Below are 16,791 nucleotides of genomic sequence, written 5' to 3' on the forward strand. Positions count from 1 at the left end.
AGATCGACCGATCTTCACGTAGCGTGAAACGCATGGCCGACGAGAGGGACACCCCGGACCTGCTGACGCTGGGCCGGCGCATCCGCCACCTGCGCACCCAGCGGGGCCTGACGCTCGACGCGCTGGGGGAGAAGGTGGGCAGCGCCCCGTCGCTGCTGTCCCTGGTGGAGAACGGCCGCCGCGAGCCGCGCCTGACCTTGCTGCGCTCGATCGCTGAGGCCCTCGACGTCGGGTTGGGCGACCTGCTGGCCGACGAGGCGCCGGACCGGCGGGCCGCCCTGGAGATCGCGCTCGAACGGGCCCAGCGCGGGCCGCTCTTCGCCGAGCTGGGCCTGCCCGCCGTCAAGCCCAGCCAGAAGCTGCCGATGCCGGTGCTCGAACAGCTCGTGGGCCTGCACCGCGAGCTGGAGCGCAAGGCGGAGGAGGCCATCGCCACCCCCGAGGAGGCGCGGCGGGCCAACACCGACCTGCGCCTGGAGCGGCAGGCGCGCCGCAACCACTACCCGGAGATCGAGCGGGTCGCCCAGGAGCTGGTGCTGCGCGCCGGCTACGCGGGCACCGGCGCCGTCACGCACCGCACCGTGGCCCGCATGGCCGAGGACCTCGGGTTCCGGGTGCTGCACGTGACCGACCTGCCCCGCTCGGCCCGCACCGTCACCGACCTGCGTCACGGCCGCATCTACCTGCCCCAGGCGTCCATCCCCGGCGGGCACGGCCTGCGGTCGCTGGCGCTGCAGGCCATCGCGCACCGCGTGCTGGGCCACACCCGCCCGCGCTCGTACGCCGAGTTCCTGCGCCAGCGCGTCGAGATCACGTACTTCGCCGCCGCGTGCCTGGCGCCGGAACGCTCCGCCGTCGACTTCCTCCAGGCGCGCAAGCGCGAGAAGGACCTGGCCGTGGAGGACTTCCGCGACGCGTTCGGCATCACCCACGAGGCCGCCGCGATGCGGCTGACCAACCTCGCCACCGTGCACCTCGGCATCCCGCTGCACTTCCTGCGGGTGGGGGACGACGGCGCCCTGTTCCGCGGGTACGCCGACGACGGCATGCCGTTCCCGCAGGACGTCACCGGCGCCATCGAGGGCCAGCTCGTGTGCCGCAGGTGGGCGGCCCGGGCGGCCTTCGAGCGCCGCGACCGCGCCACCGAGTACTACCAGTACACCGACACGCCGGCGGGCACGTTCTGGGACTCGGTGCAGACGGGCACCCGTGGCACCGACAGCGCCGGCGCCGCCGTCGGGTTCGGGGCGGGCGCGTTCTCCATCACCGTGGGCGTGCCCTACGCGCACGCCAAGTGGTTCCGCGGGCGCGACACCACCGAGCGCCGCGTCTCCACCTGCCCCGACCCCGCGTGCTGCCAGCGCCCGCCCGCCGACCTCGCCCGCCGCTGGGCCGACGACGCCTGGCCCAGCGCCCGCATCCACCAGCAGGTGCTCGCCGCGCTGCCCAGCGGCGCGTTCCCGGGGGTGGACGACGCCGAGGTGTACGCGTTCCTGGAGCGGCACGCTCCGCAGGACGACGACGCGTGAGCCTGCTCGTGCTGCCCGCTCCTGCGGGCACGACGACACCGGCCGCCCTGCTCGCGGCGGTGCTGCGCGACGCCGGCGTCCCCGGCGTCGGCGCCGAGGCGCGCGTGGTGCGCCGGTGCGTCACCTGCGGGGAGCCGGGCCATGGCAAGCCCGAGGTCCCCGCCGCCCTCGCCGCGGGCTGGCACGTGAGCCTCGCGCACACCGCCACGTGGCTCGTGGTGGCGGCGTCCGACGGCGGCCCGGTCGGCGTCGACGTCGAGCAGGTCGCCGCCGTGGCCGCTCACCCGGTGGCAGACGTGCTGCTCTCACCGGACGAGCGGGCTGCGGGCCACCTCGAGGACGCCGCGGCACTGACCCGCACGTGGGTGCGCAAGGAGGCGCTGCTCAAGGCGACCGGGCACGGGCTGGCGGTGCCGCCGTCGTCGGTCACGCTGCGCGCACCCGGCGGCGACCCGGGGCTCCTCGTCTGGGACGTGCCGGACGCCGCGGTGCCGCGCCCGGTGGCGTGGTCCGAGACGACGCTCGGAGACGGCGACCGCCTCGCCCTGGTGACCGCCGTCGCGCTGGCACCTTCCTGACCGACCCCGCGGCGGGCGCGGCTAGCGCGGCAGCGCGGGCAGGGCCGCCGCGTCGAGCCACGGCCCCAGCCCGTCGGCGGCGTCCTGGCCGCAGCGCTCGGCCACGAGGTCGCGGAAGTGCGCCGTGGTGACGCTGCCGTGCCGGTGCCGCTGCGTCCACTCGCGCAGCAGCCCGAAGAACGCGTCGTCCCCGACGGCGGTGCGCAGCGCGTGCAGGGCCAGCGCCCCGCGCTTGTAGACGCGGTCGTCGAACATGAGGTCCGGGCCGGGGTCGGTGAGCACGAGGTCCTGGTCGAGCCGGGCGAGCCGGGCGTGGTGCTCGTGGGCCAGGGCGCCGGCGTCCGGACCGCCCGACCGCTCGGACCACAGCCACTCGGCGTAGCAGGCGAACCCCTCGTTGAGCCAGATGTCGCGCCAGTGCTGCACGGACACGCTGTTGCCGAACCACTGGTGGGCGAGCTCGTGGGCCACGAGCCGGTCGGCGGGCCGGGTGCCGTCGAGGTGGTTGGCGCCGAACACGGAGGCGGCGTGCGCCTCGAGCGGGATCTCCAGCTCGTCGGGCGTGACCACCACGGTGTACGTGGCGAAGGGGTAGGGGCCGAACAGCTCCGCGAAGACGCTGAGCAGCTCCTCGTGCCGGTCCAGGTCGTGGTCGACGGCCGTGCCCTGCCCGGCGGTGCGGGCCACCTGGGCGCGCCCGTCGCCGCCCAGCGGGACGACGTCGTACCGACCCACCTGCACCGTGGCCAGGTAGACGCACATCGGCTCGGTGCGCTCGAACACCCACGTGCGGGTCGTGGCGCGCCGCGTGACCTTGCGCACCGGGGCGTTGGCCACCACCGTGTAGGGCGCGTCGGTGGTGAAGGTGAGGTCGAGGGTGGCCTTGTAGCCGGGGTGGTCGTTGCAGGGGAACCAGGTGGGGGCGCCGTCGGGCTGCCCTGCCACCAGCACGCCCTCGCTCAGCTCCTCCCATCCGGTCTCGCCCCAGGGCCCCCGGGCCGGGGAGGGGTCGCCGGCGTAGGTGACCGCGAGGACGGCGGTGCCGCCCGCTGCCAGGGGCTGCGGCAGCCGCACCCGCAGCGACCGCGGCTTCTGCGCGAACTTCGTGGGCCGGCCGTCCACCTCGACGCGCGAGACGCGCAACCCCACGAGGTCGAGCCGCACGTGGTCGATCTCCTCCAGGGCCCGCACGTCCAGGCGTGCCACCCCCTCGAGGCGGTTGGGCTCCACCCGGTACCGCAGGTCCAGCGCGTAGTGGTCGACGACGTGCTCGGACGCCCCGTGGTGCGGCAGGTAGGGGTCCGGGTCGCTGGCGCGGGAGTGCGGCATGGGGCGTGAGCCTAGCGAGCGACGGGGTCGGTGGCCGCCGGAGCGTCTCTGCGGGCGTGGGGCCAGGGGCTCACGGGGTTGCCCTGCCACCGCGACCCTGCGGGCAGCACCTCGCCGCGCATCACCAGGGAGGCCGGGCCGGCCACCGCGCCGTCGCCCAGGCGGGAGGCGGGCAGCACCACGGCGTGCGGGCCCACGGTGCTGCCGGCGCCCACCTCCACCCCGTCGAGGCTCATGACCCGGTCGTGGAACAGGTGCGTCTGCAGCACGGTGCCGCGGCCCACGGCGGCGCCGTCACCGAGGGTGACCAGGTCGCCCTCGGGCAGCCAGTACGTCTCGCACCACACGCCGCGGCCGATGCGCGCCCCCATGGTGCGCAGCCAGGCGTTGAGCAGCGGGGTGCCCAGCACGTGGTCGGCGAACCACGGGGCGGCCACCACCTCGGTGAAGGTGTCGGCCAGCTCGTTGCGCCACACGAACCCGCTCCACAGGGGGTGCTCCGAGGCGCGGAACCGGCCCACCAGCAGCCGTTTGACGGCGGTGGTCACCGCGGCGGCCACCAGGCCCGCGGCCAGCAGGGCCAGCCCGGTGACCGCCCCGGCGGCGGCCCAGCCCCACGCGCGGGCCGCCTCGAGCAGCACCGTCACGACGCCGACGCCCAGCGCCGCGGACACCACCACGGCCGCCAGGCGCAGCACCTCGACGGTGCCGCGGGCCCACAGCAGCCGTGCGGGCGGGTCGAACGTCAGGGCCTCGTCGTCGGCGTCGGCCGCGGTGCGCGGCAGCAGCACGGGCGGGCTGCCGATCCACGAGGAGCCCTTCTTGGCCTTGTGCGGTGCCGCGGACAGCACGGCCACGAGCCCGTTCTTGGGCACCGAGCGGCCAGGCGCGGTGATGCCGGAGTTGCCGAGGAACGCCCGCCTGCCCACCTTGGCGCGGGCGACGCGCAGCCACCCGCCGCCCAGCTCGTAGGGCGCCACCATCGTGTCGTCGGCGAGGAACGCGCCGTCGGACGCCTCCATCATGCTGGGGATGCCCACCACGGTGGACGCCTCGACGCGGCGCCCCATGCGGGCGCCGAGCAGGCGCAACCAGCCGGGGGTGAACAGGCTGGAGTACAGCGGGAACAGGGCGGTGCGGGCCGCGTCCATGACGCGCTCGGTGCACCACGCCTGCCACCCGGTGCGGCTGCGCACGGGATGGAAGCCGGGCCGCATGCGCAGGGCCAGCAGCCGCACGAGCACGAGCGTCGTCAGGGCGTAGGCGGCGAACCCGGCCAGTGCCGCGAGCGGCAGGCGCCCGGCGACGACGGCGAGGGCGGACGCCGGGGTGCCCGGCGCGGTCTCGCCCGGGGCACCGCCCGGGAGCCCGGCCAGCAGCACGGCGACGCCCACGGCGACCGCGATCACCGGGTGCAGCGCGAGCATCACCCCGCTGACCTGGTACACCGCCGCCCAGGCGGGGGCGTGCGGCGGCCGCTCGTCCGGCCACGGGTGCTTCACCTCGCTGCGCCGTCGCGTGGCGGGCGAACCCTCCCAGTACTCGCGCTTGCCGGTGCGGCCGACGACGGCGGACCCGGCCGCGACGTCGGTGCCGCGGCCCACCCGGGCACCGGGAAGGAGCACGCTGCGGGCGCCCACGGTGGCGTCCGCCCCGACCACGACCCGGCCGACGTGCAGCACGTCGCCCTCCAGCCAGTGCCCGGACAGGTCCACCTCCGGCTCGATCGCCGCGCGGTCGCCCACCGTGAGCAGCCCGGTGACGGGCGGCAGGGTGTGCAGGTCGACGCCCCGCCCGATCTTCGCCCCCAGCGCCCGGGCGTAGAGGCCCACCAGCGGGGCGGCGGAGATGGTCACGCCACCCAGGGCCTCCACGAGCTGCTCGGCCAGCCACAGGCGCCGGTGCACGCTGCCGCCGCGCGGGTGGTCGCCCGGCCGCACGCCGCGCAGCAGCAGGCGTGCCCCGAGGGCCGCCAGGGCGAGCCGTCCCGGCGCGCTGACCAGCAGCAGCCACGCCACCAGCAGGGCGGGCCAGGAGACGGGCGGCAGCCCCGCGAGGAGGGCCTGCGCCCCGACCCCCAGGCGCAGCAGCCCGGCGTCGGACGCCGCCCGGACCAGCGCCACCACGAGGGCGGCCCACGCCGCCCAGCGCAGCCCCGCCACCACGCGCAGCCCCACGAGCGCCACCTGCTGGAAGGCCTGCATCGAGGCGGGCGTGGGGGACCCGCCGGTCGTCGCCCCGACCGGAGCGGCCTCGTCCGGCACGCCGTACGTGGCCTCCAGGTGCTCGGCCAGGTCCGCCACCGTCGGGTGCGCGTACAGGTCGGCCACGGTGGCCAGCGGGTAGCGCTCACGGACCGCCGAGATCACCTGCGCGGCGGTGAGGCTGCCGCCCCCGAGGTCGAAGAAGTCGTCGTCCGGGTCGCCGGGGGCGACGCCGAGCACGGCGGCCCAGCGCTCGCCGAGCCACGTGGCGGTGGCCCCGCCGAGGTCCGACGGCGCGGCGGACGAGGCGCCGCGCGCGTCGTCGTCCCCGGGGAGGGGCCACGGCAGCGCGTCGCGGTCCACCTTGCCGCTCACCCGCGTCGGGATCTCCTCCACCACGGCCAGCAGCGGCACCAGCGCCGCGGGCAGCATCTCGCGCAGGTGCGCCGTCAGCACGGCGGTGTCGAACGTCTCCGGGGCGGCCGGCACCACGTAGCCCACGATCACCTGGTTGCCCGCGGCGGCCCGGCGCACCGCCGCCGCCGCGGCGGCGACCTGCGCGTCCGCCAGCAGGGCGGCGTCCACCTCGCCCAGCTCGATGCGGCGCCCACCCACCTTCACCTGGTCGTCCGCGCGGCCCACGAACAGCAGCCCCTGCGGATCGTTGACCACCAGGTCACCCGACCGGTAGGCCCGCTCCCAGCCGAGCGACGGCAGCGGCGCGAACTTCTCGGCGTCCTTGGCCGGGTCCAGGTAGCGGCCCAGGCCCACCCCGCCGATGACCAGCTCGCCCGTGGCGCCCTCCGGCACCGGTTCGCCCGCCTCGTCGACCACCACCAGGTCCCACCCGTCCAGCGGCAGCCCGATGCGCACCGGGCCCACGCCGTCGAGCACGGCCCCGCACGCCACCACCGTGGCCTCGGTGGGGCCGTACGTGTTCCACACCTCGCGGCCCGTCGCCACCAGCCGCGCCGCCAGCTCGGGCGGCACCGCCTCCCCGCCGAAGATCAGCAGCCGCACCCGCTCCAGGTCGGCGGCGGGCAGCAGACCCGCCAGCGTCGGCACCGTCGAGATCACCGTGATCCCCTGCTGCGCCACCCACGGCCCCAGGTCCAGCCCCGTGCGCACCAGCGCGCGGTCGGCCGGCACCAGGCAGGCACCATGACGCCATGCCAGCCACATCTCCTCGCAGCTCGCGTCGAACGCCACCGAGAGCCCGGCCAGCACCCGGTCGCCCGGCCCCAGCGGGGCCTCCTGGAGGAACATGCGAGCCTCGGCGTCCACGAACGCCGCCGCGCTGCGATGCGTGACCGCCACGCCCTTCGGCACACCCGTGGAACCGGACGTGAAGATGATCCACGCGTCGTCCTGCGGCGTCGGCCGCTGGTCACCCTCGGCGGCCGCCCGCTCCACCACCACGTCGATCGCGCCGTCGTCGCCCACCACGGCCACCACGCCCGCCTCGCCGAACACCAGCTCCGCACGCTCGGCCGGGTCGTCCCTGTCCACCGGCACGTACGCGGCACCCGCCCGCAGCACCGCGAGGATCGACAGGTACAGGTCCGCACGGCCCGACGTCGCCCGCACCCCTACGCGGTCGCCGCGGCGCACACCCGCGGCGGCCAGCGCCCCGGCCCTCGCCAGCACCTCCGCCTGCACCTCGGCGTACGACCAGACGCGGACGCCGTCGTCGACCGCCGGAGCGTCCGGGTACGCCGCCGCCGTCGCGTCCAGCACGTCGACGAGGGTGCGCGCCTCGGGGGCGCGACCGCCGGCGAGAAGGGCGGGGGACGTGCTCATCGGGTCCTCTCGTCACAGGTGGGCGGACGGCGTGCCGCCCGGGGCAGGGTAAGGACGAGAGGTGAACAGGCGGTGGACGACACCCGGGCCGGGAGGTGACGCGCCCGCTGGCCACGTCCCCAGGTCGTCTCGGCGGACGTGGAGATACCGCACGCAGACGGACTGCGCGCCACGACCGAGGCGCCGCGCGGCTGCTACGTCGGTACAGGCAGGTGCCGGGCGGCGCCGGGAGCCGTGTCAGCCGCGCCGGGGTCCGCCGCGCTCGTCCATCCGGCGCAGCAGCCGGGCGAGCACGTCGCCCTGGCGCAGCCCGTCGTGCTCGTGCTCGTTGGTGACCCAGGCCTGGACGTTGCCCACGTGCGCGGCCGTCTCCAGCGACAGCCCGGCGTCCACGTACATGTCGTCGAAGTACACGGCCGCCTCGACCGGCACCTCGTTGGCGGCGAGCCGGTCGAGGTCGTACAGGTCGTCCCAGTCCTCCCACGCGGCCAGGGCCTCGGCTGCCGGGCGGTAGGGGCGCAGCTCCGCCTGGTCGAACATGTGGGGGTAGATCATCTCGCCCGTGAACAGCAGAGGGTCGGCGCCGGGGGAGAAGGCCGGGTCGGCGTCGAGCACCCGCTGAGCGGCCCACGCCGTCGGGCCCGTGCCGGACTGCGCGTAGATCGACTCGTGCACCACCGCGTAGAGCGGGTTCGTGCGGAAGGAGGTCTCCGCCTCGACCTCGGCCAGGAACGTCTCGGTGAGCTCGCCGTCGGGCGAGAACGCCTCGTCCAGGATCCAGTGCAGGCGCTCGAAACCGGGCTTCATGCCGAACCCCATGCCGAGCGCCTGGACGCGCGGCACCGTGAGCACGTCGCCGCCCGGCAGGACGACGTCGCCCGCCGCGACCCGCTCGACCAGGCGCCGCACCACCTCGGCGTCGTGCGGGTACCGCTCGCGGAACACGGCGTTCTTGGCGACGACGCGCGGCTGCGTGCGCTCGTAGACGTCCCGGGCGCTCGCGGTCAGGCCGGCGAGCCCGCCGGTGACGTAGGAGGCCTCCAGCCCCTCGGGGGCCAGGGACAGGTACGTGAGCGTGATGAACCCGCCGAACGACTGGCCGAGCGACGACCAGCGGCGCCCGCCGTAGACCGTCTTCCGCACGTGCTCGGCGTCGCGCACGATGCTGTCGGCGCGGTAGCGGGTCAGGTGCTCGGCCTGCGCCTGCGCGTCGCCCACGTCGGTGAGGGCGCGGGCGCTGACAGGGGTGGAGCGGCCGGTGCCGCGCTGGTCGAGCAGCACCACGCGGAAGCGTTCGAGGGCGGTGCCGAGCCAGCCGTCGGCTCCCGTGGGACGCAGGGCCTTGCCGCCCGGGCCGCCCTGGAGGAAGACCAGCAGCGGCAGGTCCTCGTGCTGGCGGTGCGCGGCCACGGCCTCGCGGGCGAACAGCGTCAGCGACCGGCCGTCGTCCGGCCGCGACCAGTCCAGCGGCACCTGCAGGGTGCGGTCGGTGAGGTGGACACCGGGGATCGTGTACTCGACGCTGCTGGTCACGGAGCTGCTCACCCCGCCACCCTAGTTCCCGCCGCACCCCGAGGTGGGGGCGGACGCCACCGCGGAGAGCCGGAGGACGAGCCGAGGGACCGACGTCGTGCACGCGGCCGCGTGCACGACGTCGGTCCCTCGGCGGGACCAGCGCAGAGCGTCACTCCGTGTCGGCGTCCACCCAGTCGAAGGTCTTCGTCACGGCCTTCTTCCAGTTCCGGTAGAGCCGCTCACGCTCCTCCTCGGGCATGGCGGGCGACCAGCGCTCGTCCTCGGCCCAGTTGGCGGTGACGTCCTCCTCGCCCTTCCAGAACCCGACGGCGATGCCGGCCGCGTAGGCGGCACCCAGCGCCGTCGTCTCGGCCACCTTGGGCCGCACGACGTCGACACCGAGCTGGTCGGCCTGGAACTGCATGAGCAGCTCGTTCGCCACCATGCCGCCGTCCACCTTGAGCTCGGTGAGCTCGACGCCGGAGTCGGCCCGCATGGCCTCGGCCACCTCACGGGTCTGGAACGCCGTGGCCTCCAGCGCGGCACGGGCCACGTGGTTGCGGTTGACGTACCGGGTCAGGCCCACCAGCGCACCGCGGGCGTCCGGCCGCCAGTAGGGGGCGAACAGGCCGGAGAACGCGGGCACGAAGTAGGCCCCGCCGTTGTCGTCCACCTTGCGGGCCATCCACTCGACGTCGGGGGCGTCGTGGAACAGCCCCAGGTTGTCGCGCAGCCACTGGATCAGGGACCCGGTGACGGCGATCGACCCCTCGAGGGCGTAGACGGGGTCCTTGTCGCCGATCTTGTAGCAGACGGTCGTCAGCAGGCCGTTCTTGCTGGGCACCTTCTCCGTGCCGGTGTTGAGCAGCATGAAGTTGCCGGTGCCGTACGTGTTCTTGGCGGTGCCCACCTCGAAGCACGCCTGCCCGAACGTGGCGGCCTGCTGGTCGCCGAGGATGCCCGCGATGGGCACGTCGGGCAGCCAGCCGCGCGAGCGTCCGTGCCCGTACACCTCGGACGAGGAGCGGATCTCGGGCAGCATCGACATCGGGATGCCCATGTCGGCGGCGATGTCCTCGCGCCAGGTGAGCGTGTCGAGGTCCATCAGCATGGTGCGCGAGGCGTTGGTGACGTCGGTGACGTGCACGCCGCCGTCCACCCCGCCCGTCATGTTCCACAGCACCCACGAGTCGGTGTTGCCGAACAGCAGGTCGCCCCGCTCCGCGGCCTCGCGGGCGCCCTCGACGTTGTCGAGGATCCACTTGACCTTCGGGCCCGAGAAGTAGGTGGCCAGCGGCAGGCCCACCACCGACTTGTACTTGTCCGGGCCGGTGTCCCCGCCCAGCTCGTCGACGATCTTCTGGGTGCGGGTGTCCTGCCAGACGATCGCGTTGTAGACCGGCTTGCCCGTCGTCTTGTCCCACACGACGGCGGTCTCGCGCTGATTGGTGATGCCGACGGCGGCGATGTCCGAGTGGTTGAGGTTCGCGCGGGTCAGCGCGATGCCCACCACCTCGCGGATGTTGTTCCAGATCTGCTCGGCGTTGTGCTCCACCCAGCCGGCCCGGGGGAAGATCTGGTCGTGCTCGAGCTGGCCGGTCGAGACGATGCGGCCCGAGTGGTCGAAGACGATGGCTCGCGAGCTCGTGGTGCCCTGGTCGATGGCGAGGACGTAGTCAGCCATGGTGCGGCTCCTTGGTCGTGTGCGTGGTGCGGTCGTGGCGGGGGCGGGTCGGTCGGTCAGGCCCAGGCGGCTCCCAGGAGGCCGGCGAGGACGGCACCCACGAGGGGCCCGACCACGGGCACCCAGGCGTAGGACCAGTCGCTCGAGCCCTTGCCCCGGATGGGCAGCAGGGCGTGGGCGATGCGGGGGCCGAGATCGCGGGCAGGGTTGATCGCGTAGCCCGTGGGCCCACCGAGCGAGGCACCGATGCCGACGACGACGAGGGCCACGCCGAGCGGGCCGATCTGCGTGGGCGTGGGGCCGTTGACCAGGACCCAGAACACGAGCACGAACGTCGCGATGATCTCGGTGACGAGGTTCCACCCGTAGGAGCGGATCTCCGGCCCGGTGGAGAACACACCCAGCTTGAGAGCAGGATCGGCGTCCTCGTCGAAGTGCTTCTTGTAGGCGAGGAACGCCAGGGCCGCACCGATCACCGCACCGATCATCTGGGCGGCGAAGTACACCATCGCGTTGCCGAAGGTGGCGTCGATCGTCCCGGCGTCACCCTCGAAGAACGGCTGGCCGGCCGTCCACAGGCCCACCGTGACGGCGGGGTTGATGTGGGCGCCCGACTTGAAGGCCACGTACACGGCGACGAACACCGCGAGGCCCCAGCCGAAGTTGATCAGGAGCCAGTCCGGCCCGAACCCCTTGTTCTTCGGCAGGATCACGTTCGCGACCACGCCGGCACCCAGCAGGATCAGCGTCGCGGTGCCGAGGAGCTCGGACCAGAACGCATCCAGCAGCAGTGAGTCCATCTGTTGTGCTCTCCTCCGTTCGGACCTCGTCGTCCGCCCCGGCGGGTGCCGGGGTCCGGGGCTCGTGGTGCCCCGACGGGCGTCGGCCCGCGGCGGGTGCCGCGGGCCGTGAGGTCACCCGTGCAGCGGGACCATCCCCGCCACGTCCTTCGCCGCGGCGCGGGCGCGCTCCGCGGACTCGTCGTCGGGCTGCTCCGTGGCAGCGGTGTACGCCTCGACGCGCTCGCGGTAGGCGGCGATCTCCGCCTCGCGCGTCGCGTCGTCCCAGCCGAGCAGCGGGGCGACGACGTCGGCGATCTCCGGCAGGGCGGCCAGCCCGCTGTCCGCCACCTCGTAGACGAGGCGGGTGCGGTGCAGCAGCAGGTCCTCCAGGTGCAGGGCGCCCTCGTGCGAGACGCCGTAGTGCACCTCCGCCCGCAGGTAGGCGGGGGCGTGCTCCAGCGGCTCGGCCAGCGACGGGTCGGCCTCGCACAGGTCGACGATCTCGGCGAGGTTCGACCCGTAGCGGTGGAGCAGGTGGTCCACCATCGGTGGCGTCCAGCCGTACCGCTTGGCCCAGGTGCGCGCCTGGCGCTGCACGGCGCGCAGGCCGACGGCGCCCTCGAGCGGGATCTGGTGCGTGATCGACGGCAGGGCCGCCGCACGCTGCCCGAGGGCGTGGTCCACCGCGTCCTTCGCCATGACGCGGTACGTGGTGAGCTTGCCGCCGGCGATGACGGACAGCCCCGGCGTGGGGCTGGCGACCGTGTGCTCGCGGCTGACCTTGGCGGAGCTGGTGCCCTCCTTGGTGCCGGGCTGCAGCAGGGGGCGCAGGCCCGCGTAGGTGCCGATGACGTCGTCGCGGGTCAGCGGGTGGGCGAGCACCTGGTTGGCGTGCTCGAGCACGTAGTCGACGTCGGCCGCCGTGGGCACCGGGTGCTGCAGGCCCTGCGTCCAGGGGGTGTCGGTGGTGCCGATGACCCAGTACCGGGACCACGGGATGACGAACAGCACCGACTTCTCGGTCTGCAGGATCAGGCCCACGTTCCCGCGGATGCGCTCGCGGGGCACCACGATGTGCACGCCCTTGGACGCGAGCACCCGCAGGCCGCCGTCGGTGCCGGCCAGCGCCTCGGTGTCCTCCGTCCACACGCCTGTGGCGTTGATGACGGCGCGGGCGCGCACGGTGATGCGCCGGCCCGTCTCCAGGTCGACGACGACGGCACCGTTGACGGTGCCGGTGGCCGACTGCGTCAGCTCCACCACCTGGGTGCGGCTGGCGGCGTGCGCCCCGTACTTGGCGGCAGTACGCACCAGGGTCGAGACGAGCCGGGCGTCGTCCACCGAGGCGTCCCAGTACTGCACGGCCCCGATCGCGGCGTCGTGCGCCAGGTCGGGGAACTTGCGCTCCATCTGCCGGCGGGTCAGGTGCCGGTGCAGCGGCATCGCACGCCTGCCGGGGGCGACGGCGGCCAGCGTGTCGTAGAGGGCGATGCCCGCGCCCACGTACGCCCGCTCCCACACGCGGTGCTCCAGCGGGTAGAGGAAGGGCACCGGCCGCACCAGGTGCGGCGCGATCTGCTTCAGGAGCAGGTCACGCTCCGTCAGCGCCTCGTGGACGAGGCTGAAGTCGAGCATCTGGAGGTAGCGCAGCCCGCCGTGCACCAGCTTGGAGCTGCGGCTGGACGTGCCCGAGCCCCAGTCCTGCGCCTCGACGATCGCCGTGGACAGGCCGCGGGTCGCGGCGTCGAGCGCGATGCCCGCGCCGGTGACACCGCCTCCCACGACCAGGACGTCCAGCTCGGCGCTCGGCGTGGTCGAGGCCTCGAGCGCCGACAGCGCCTGGGCGCGCGACTCGGCGGTGAGTCGGGTGGTGGCCATGGTCGTTCCTCCCCGTTCGTGACCCCGCCAACCTCACACCGCTCGAACGTCCTCGCAACCGGGTTGCACGAACGTGCAGCCGGGCGCAGGCTGCCCCGAGCGGCACACCGGACCCCGGTGGCCGCGCCGTACCCCCGTGCAGACCGGGGACAGGAGCGACGGACGGAGGCGAGCGCGTGCCCGAGAGGGAACGGGAGATGGTCATGGCCGCGACCATGTACTACCTCCAGGACCTGACGATGGAGACCATCGCCAAGCACCTGCGCACCTCCCGCTCCACCGTCTCGCGCCTCATCAAGCGGGCCCGCGAAGAAGGCATCGTCGAGATCACGCTGCGCCCCGACCGCTCGCGCGCGCCCGGCCTCGGCCAGGCGCTGTCGGCCGCGTACGGCATCGACGCGTACGTGGTCCCCGTCCCCGACGCGGCGCCGCTCGAGGAACGGCTCGACCAGGTCGCCGTGGCCACCGGCCGCCTCGTGGGCCGCTGGTTCGACTCCGACATGGTGCTCGGCCTCGCCTGGGGCACCACGCTGGCCGCCGTCGCCCGCCACCTGCCCCGCAAGCCCACCCGCGGCTCCGAGGTGGTCCAGCTCAACGGCGCCGCCAACACCCGCACCTCCGGCGTCAGCTACGCGGGCGACCTCATCGCCGCGTTCGGCACCGCCTTCGACGCCCACGTGCACCACTTCCCGGTGCCCGCCTTCTTCGACTTCGCCGAGACCAAGGCCGCCATGTGGCGCGAACGCTCCGTGCGCCGCGTGCTCGACGTCCAGGCCCGCGCCGACCTCGCCGTGTTCTCCGTCGGGGCGCTCACCGGGGGAGTGCCCTCCCACGTCTCCGCCGGCGGCTACCTCGACCCCGAGGACGTGGCCGTGCTGGAGCAGGAGGGCGTGGTGGGCGACGTCTGCACCGTGTTCCTGCGCGCCGACGGCACCTACCGCGACATCCCGCTCAACGACCGCACCAGCGGCCCCGCCCCCCACCAGCTGCGGCGCATCCCGCGCCGCCTGTGCGCCGTCGCGGGGGACAACAAGGTGGCCGGGTTGCGGGCGGCGCTCGCGGCGGGGCTCGTGACGGACCTGGTGGTGGACGAGCGGACCGCCGCGCGCCTGGTGACGGGCAGCGCCGGCAGTGCCGGCAGTGTCAGCAGGGCCAGCAGCGCCAGCAGCGGCCCGCGTGCGCCGGTGGAGCCTGCGGCCCGCGGGCGCAGGGCCGTCCTACAGTGACGGGCGTGCCCGACGCTGAAGGTCCAGGAACCGGCCCCGGAGCCACCTCGGTGGTGCGGGTCCGTGCCGCGCTGCCCGCCGACGTCCGCGCGATCCGCGCGCTGGTGCAGCCCTACGCCGAGCAGCGCATCCTGCTGGCCAAGGAGATGGTGGGCTACTTCGAGGCCGTCCAGGAGTTCCTCGTCGCGGACGTGGTGGAGCACGACGACGCGGGGCCCGGGCCCGTGGTGGGCTGCGGCGCTCTGCACGTCATGTGGGACGATCTGGCGGAGATCCGCACCCTCGCCGTCGACCCCGCCCACCTCGGCCAGGGCCTGGGGCACCGCCTGGTCGAGGCGCTGGTCGCCCGGGCTCGGACCCTGGGTCTGCGGCGCCTGTTCTGCCTGACGTTCGAGGTCGACTTCTTCCGTCGGCACGGCTTCGAGGAGATCGACGGTACGCCCGTCTCCGCCGACGTGTACGCGGAGCTGCTGCGCTCGCACGACGACGGCGTCGCCGAGTTCCTGGACCTGGCCCGCGTGAAGCCCAACACCCTGGGTAACACGCGGATGCTGCTGAACCTCTGAACCTCCCCCTGGTCCCCGCCGCTGCCGGGAGGCGGCACCGGCCTGCCGCCAGTGCATCCCGCCGGGCGGGTTCGGTACCCGCGCGCGGCCGCGAGGATAGCGGCCTCCGACCGCTCTGTCCGAATTTGTCAGAGGTGGTGACAAACGCCCGACTTCTTCCCTATGGTCGTGACCACGAGGGCCCGAGGGGCGCACGCCCGCAGGGCCCGACGACCCGGAGGAGGTTCGCTTGTCACCGGTCAGGAAACTCATCGGAACCCTCGCAGCGCTCGCCGTCGCCGCCGTCACGGCGGTGGGCGTCGCTGCCCCGGCCGCAGCCGTGCCGGACACGATCCCGCTGACGATCACGAACGACTCGGACCGTGGCGGTCCCGTCTACCTGTACGTGCTGGGCGAGCAGAACGGCCGCCTCGGCTACGCCGACGCCTCGGGCGCCTTCCACCCGTGGCCCTCGGCGGGCGAGGTCCCCGTCCCCGCTCCCGACGCCTCGATCCCCGGCCCCGCGCAGGGCGAATCGATCACCATCCAGATGCCCAAGCTCTCGGGCCGCGTCTACTTCTCCTACGGCGAGAAGCTCAACTTCCAGATCGTGCTGGACGGCCGCCTCGTGCAGCCCGCCGTGCAGAACCCCACGGACCCGAACCGCGACATCATGTTCTCCTGGACGGAGTACACGCTCAACGACGCGGGCCTGTGGATCAACAGCACCCAGGTGGACTTCTTCTCGGCGCCGTACCAGACCGGCCTGCGCAAGGCCGACGGCACCGTCATCAGCACGGGCATGCTCAAGCCGGACGGCTTCCAGAACGTCATCTCGGCGCTCGACGGCACGCCCGGCTGGGACAACCTGGTCCAGCGTGCCCCGAACGGTGAGGTGCTGCGGGTGCTCTCCCCGGGCCACGCCATCGGCGTCGGCCAGATCGCTGCCGACGTGCTGGACGACTACGTGGACCGCGTCTGGGCCCACTACTCGAACGAGTCGATGACGGTCCGCCCGTACTCCTACGACCCCGGCACGGTGTTCACCGGCCGCGTCTCGGGCGACGTCATGACGTTCACCGACGGCTCCGGCGCGCAGGTCGCGACCTTCAACAAGCCGTCGAGCGACTCGATCTTCGGCTGCCACAACGACCTGGCCGCCCCGAACGACGACGTCGGCGCGATCTCGCGCACCCTCTGCGCGGGCTTCCACCGATCGACGCTGCTGCTCGGCTCGGAGCAGCCGACGCAGGACCCGGCCGCGTTCTACCAGGACCCGGTCACCAACTACTACGCCAAGTTCGTCCACGAGCAGATGGTCGACGGTCGTGCGTACGCCTTCGCTTTCGACGACGTGGTGGCCCAGGAGTCGCTGGTCCACGACGGCAACCCGACCGCCGCGTACATCAAGCTCGACCCGTTCGCGGGTGCCACCACGCCCATCGAGGGCAGCACCCCCGCCGCCGCCACGCAGGACGCCGGCACGCCGGCTCCGGCCGCCGCCTCTGAGACGGCCACGGCCGACGCCGCAGAGGCGCCGGCCGAGGAGGGGGCGACCGCTCCCGCCGGCACCGCCACGGCGGACGCTTCCGCGACCGAGAGCGAGACGGCGTCGTCCGGCGCCGGTTCGTCGGAGACCGCCCCGGCCAAGACGGAGAAGCCCAAGAAGACCTTCTTCGTGCAGGTCGGCGACTGGTTCGGCACCCTGAAGTTCTGGTGAC

11 protein-coding genes are annotated in these 16,791 nt (G+C 74.1%); 5 read left to right on the top strand and 6 right to left on the bottom strand.

Annotation, left to right across the window (positions count from 1 at the left end; all coding sequences use genetic code 11):
- The first annotated feature begins 32 nt into the window (after positions 1–32).
- Both DNL40_RS11150 and DNL40_RS11155 read left to right on the top strand, forming a co-directional pair.
- The gene (locus tag DNL40_RS11150) at positions 33–1,529 is read left to right on the top strand and encodes a helix-turn-helix domain-containing protein (protein WP_111251332.1); all 1,497 of its coding nucleotides are present in this window, start codon (positions 33–35) and stop codon (positions 1,527–1,529) included.
- Positions 1,526–2,107: a 4'-phosphopantetheinyl transferase family protein gene (locus DNL40_RS11155; RefSeq protein ID WP_111251333.1), complete on the top strand. Its 582-nt coding sequence runs from the start codon at positions 1,526–1,528 to the stop codon at positions 2,105–2,107. Before DNL40_RS11150 ends, DNL40_RS11155 begins: the two co-directional genes overlap by 4 nt.
- Before the next feature lie 21 nt (positions 2,108–2,128).
- Here the strand turns inward: DNL40_RS11155 and DNL40_RS11160 are convergent, their stop codons facing one another.
- The 6 genes from DNL40_RS11160 to DNL40_RS11185 form a co-directional block, all read right to left on the bottom strand.
- A complete protein-coding gene (locus tag DNL40_RS11160; protein WP_111251334.1) occupies positions 2,129–3,436 on the bottom strand; it encodes a M1 family metallopeptidase in 1,308 nt (435 codons plus the stop codon).
- Positions 3,437–3,447: 11 nt separating this feature from the next.
- Complete coding sequence (locus DNL40_RS11165) at positions 3,448–7,440, bottom strand: Pls/PosA family non-ribosomal peptide synthetase (RefSeq protein WP_111251335.1); 3,993 nt, start codon at positions 7,438–7,440, stop codon at positions 3,448–3,450.
- A 237-nt stretch (positions 7,441–7,677) separates the two neighbouring features.
- Positions 7,678–8,985 (bottom strand): alpha/beta fold hydrolase, encoded by a 1,308-nt coding sequence (locus DNL40_RS11170; protein ID WP_218926046.1) that lies wholly within the window; start codon positions 8,983–8,985, stop codon positions 7,678–7,680.
- A 139-nt stretch (positions 8,986–9,124) separates the two neighbouring features.
- The gene (glpK, locus tag DNL40_RS11175) at positions 9,125–10,639 is read right to left on the bottom strand and encodes a glycerol kinase GlpK (protein WP_111251336.1); all 1,515 of its coding nucleotides are present in this window, start codon (positions 10,637–10,639) and stop codon (positions 9,125–9,127) included.
- 56 nt (positions 10,640–10,695) lie between these two features.
- Positions 10,696–11,439, bottom strand: a complete 744-nt coding sequence (locus DNL40_RS11180) for an MIP/aquaporin family protein (protein WP_111251337.1) — start codon at positions 11,437–11,439, stop codon at positions 10,696–10,698.
- Positions 11,440–11,553: 114 nt separating this feature from the next.
- Positions 11,554–13,299, bottom strand: a complete 1,746-nt coding sequence (locus DNL40_RS11185; protein WP_111251338.1) for a glycerol-3-phosphate dehydrogenase/oxidase — start codon at positions 13,297–13,299, stop codon at positions 11,554–11,556.
- Between the two features lie 176 nt (positions 13,300–13,475).
- Here DNL40_RS11185 and DNL40_RS11190 point away from each other — a divergent pair, with 176 nt between their 5' ends.
- From DNL40_RS11190 to DNL40_RS11200, 3 genes are all read left to right on the top strand, one after another.
- Positions 13,476–14,525, top strand: coding sequence for a sugar-binding transcriptional regulator (locus DNL40_RS11190; protein ID WP_111251339.1), 1,050 nt, complete (start codon positions 13,476–13,478; stop codon positions 14,523–14,525).
- Between the two features lie 5 nt (positions 14,526–14,530).
- Positions 14,531–15,091 carry an amino-acid N-acetyltransferase gene (locus tag DNL40_RS11195; RefSeq protein WP_245885857.1) on the top strand — a complete coding sequence of 187 codons (561 nt, stop codon included), beginning with the start codon at positions 14,531–14,533 and terminating at the stop codon, positions 15,089–15,091.
- A gap of 229 nt (positions 15,092–15,320) precedes the next feature.
- Positions 15,321–16,790: a glycoside hydrolase family 64 protein gene (locus DNL40_RS11200; protein ID WP_218926047.1), complete on the top strand. Its 1,470-nt coding sequence runs from the start codon at positions 15,321–15,323 to the stop codon at positions 16,788–16,790.
- The last annotated feature ends 1 nt before the right edge of the window (position 16,791 follow it).

It is taken from the genome of Xylanimonas oleitrophica (assembly GCF_003244315.1).
GTDB classification, from domain to species: Bacteria; Actinomycetota; Actinomycetes; order Actinomycetales; family Cellulomonadaceae; genus Xylanimonas_A; species Xylanimonas_A oleitrophica.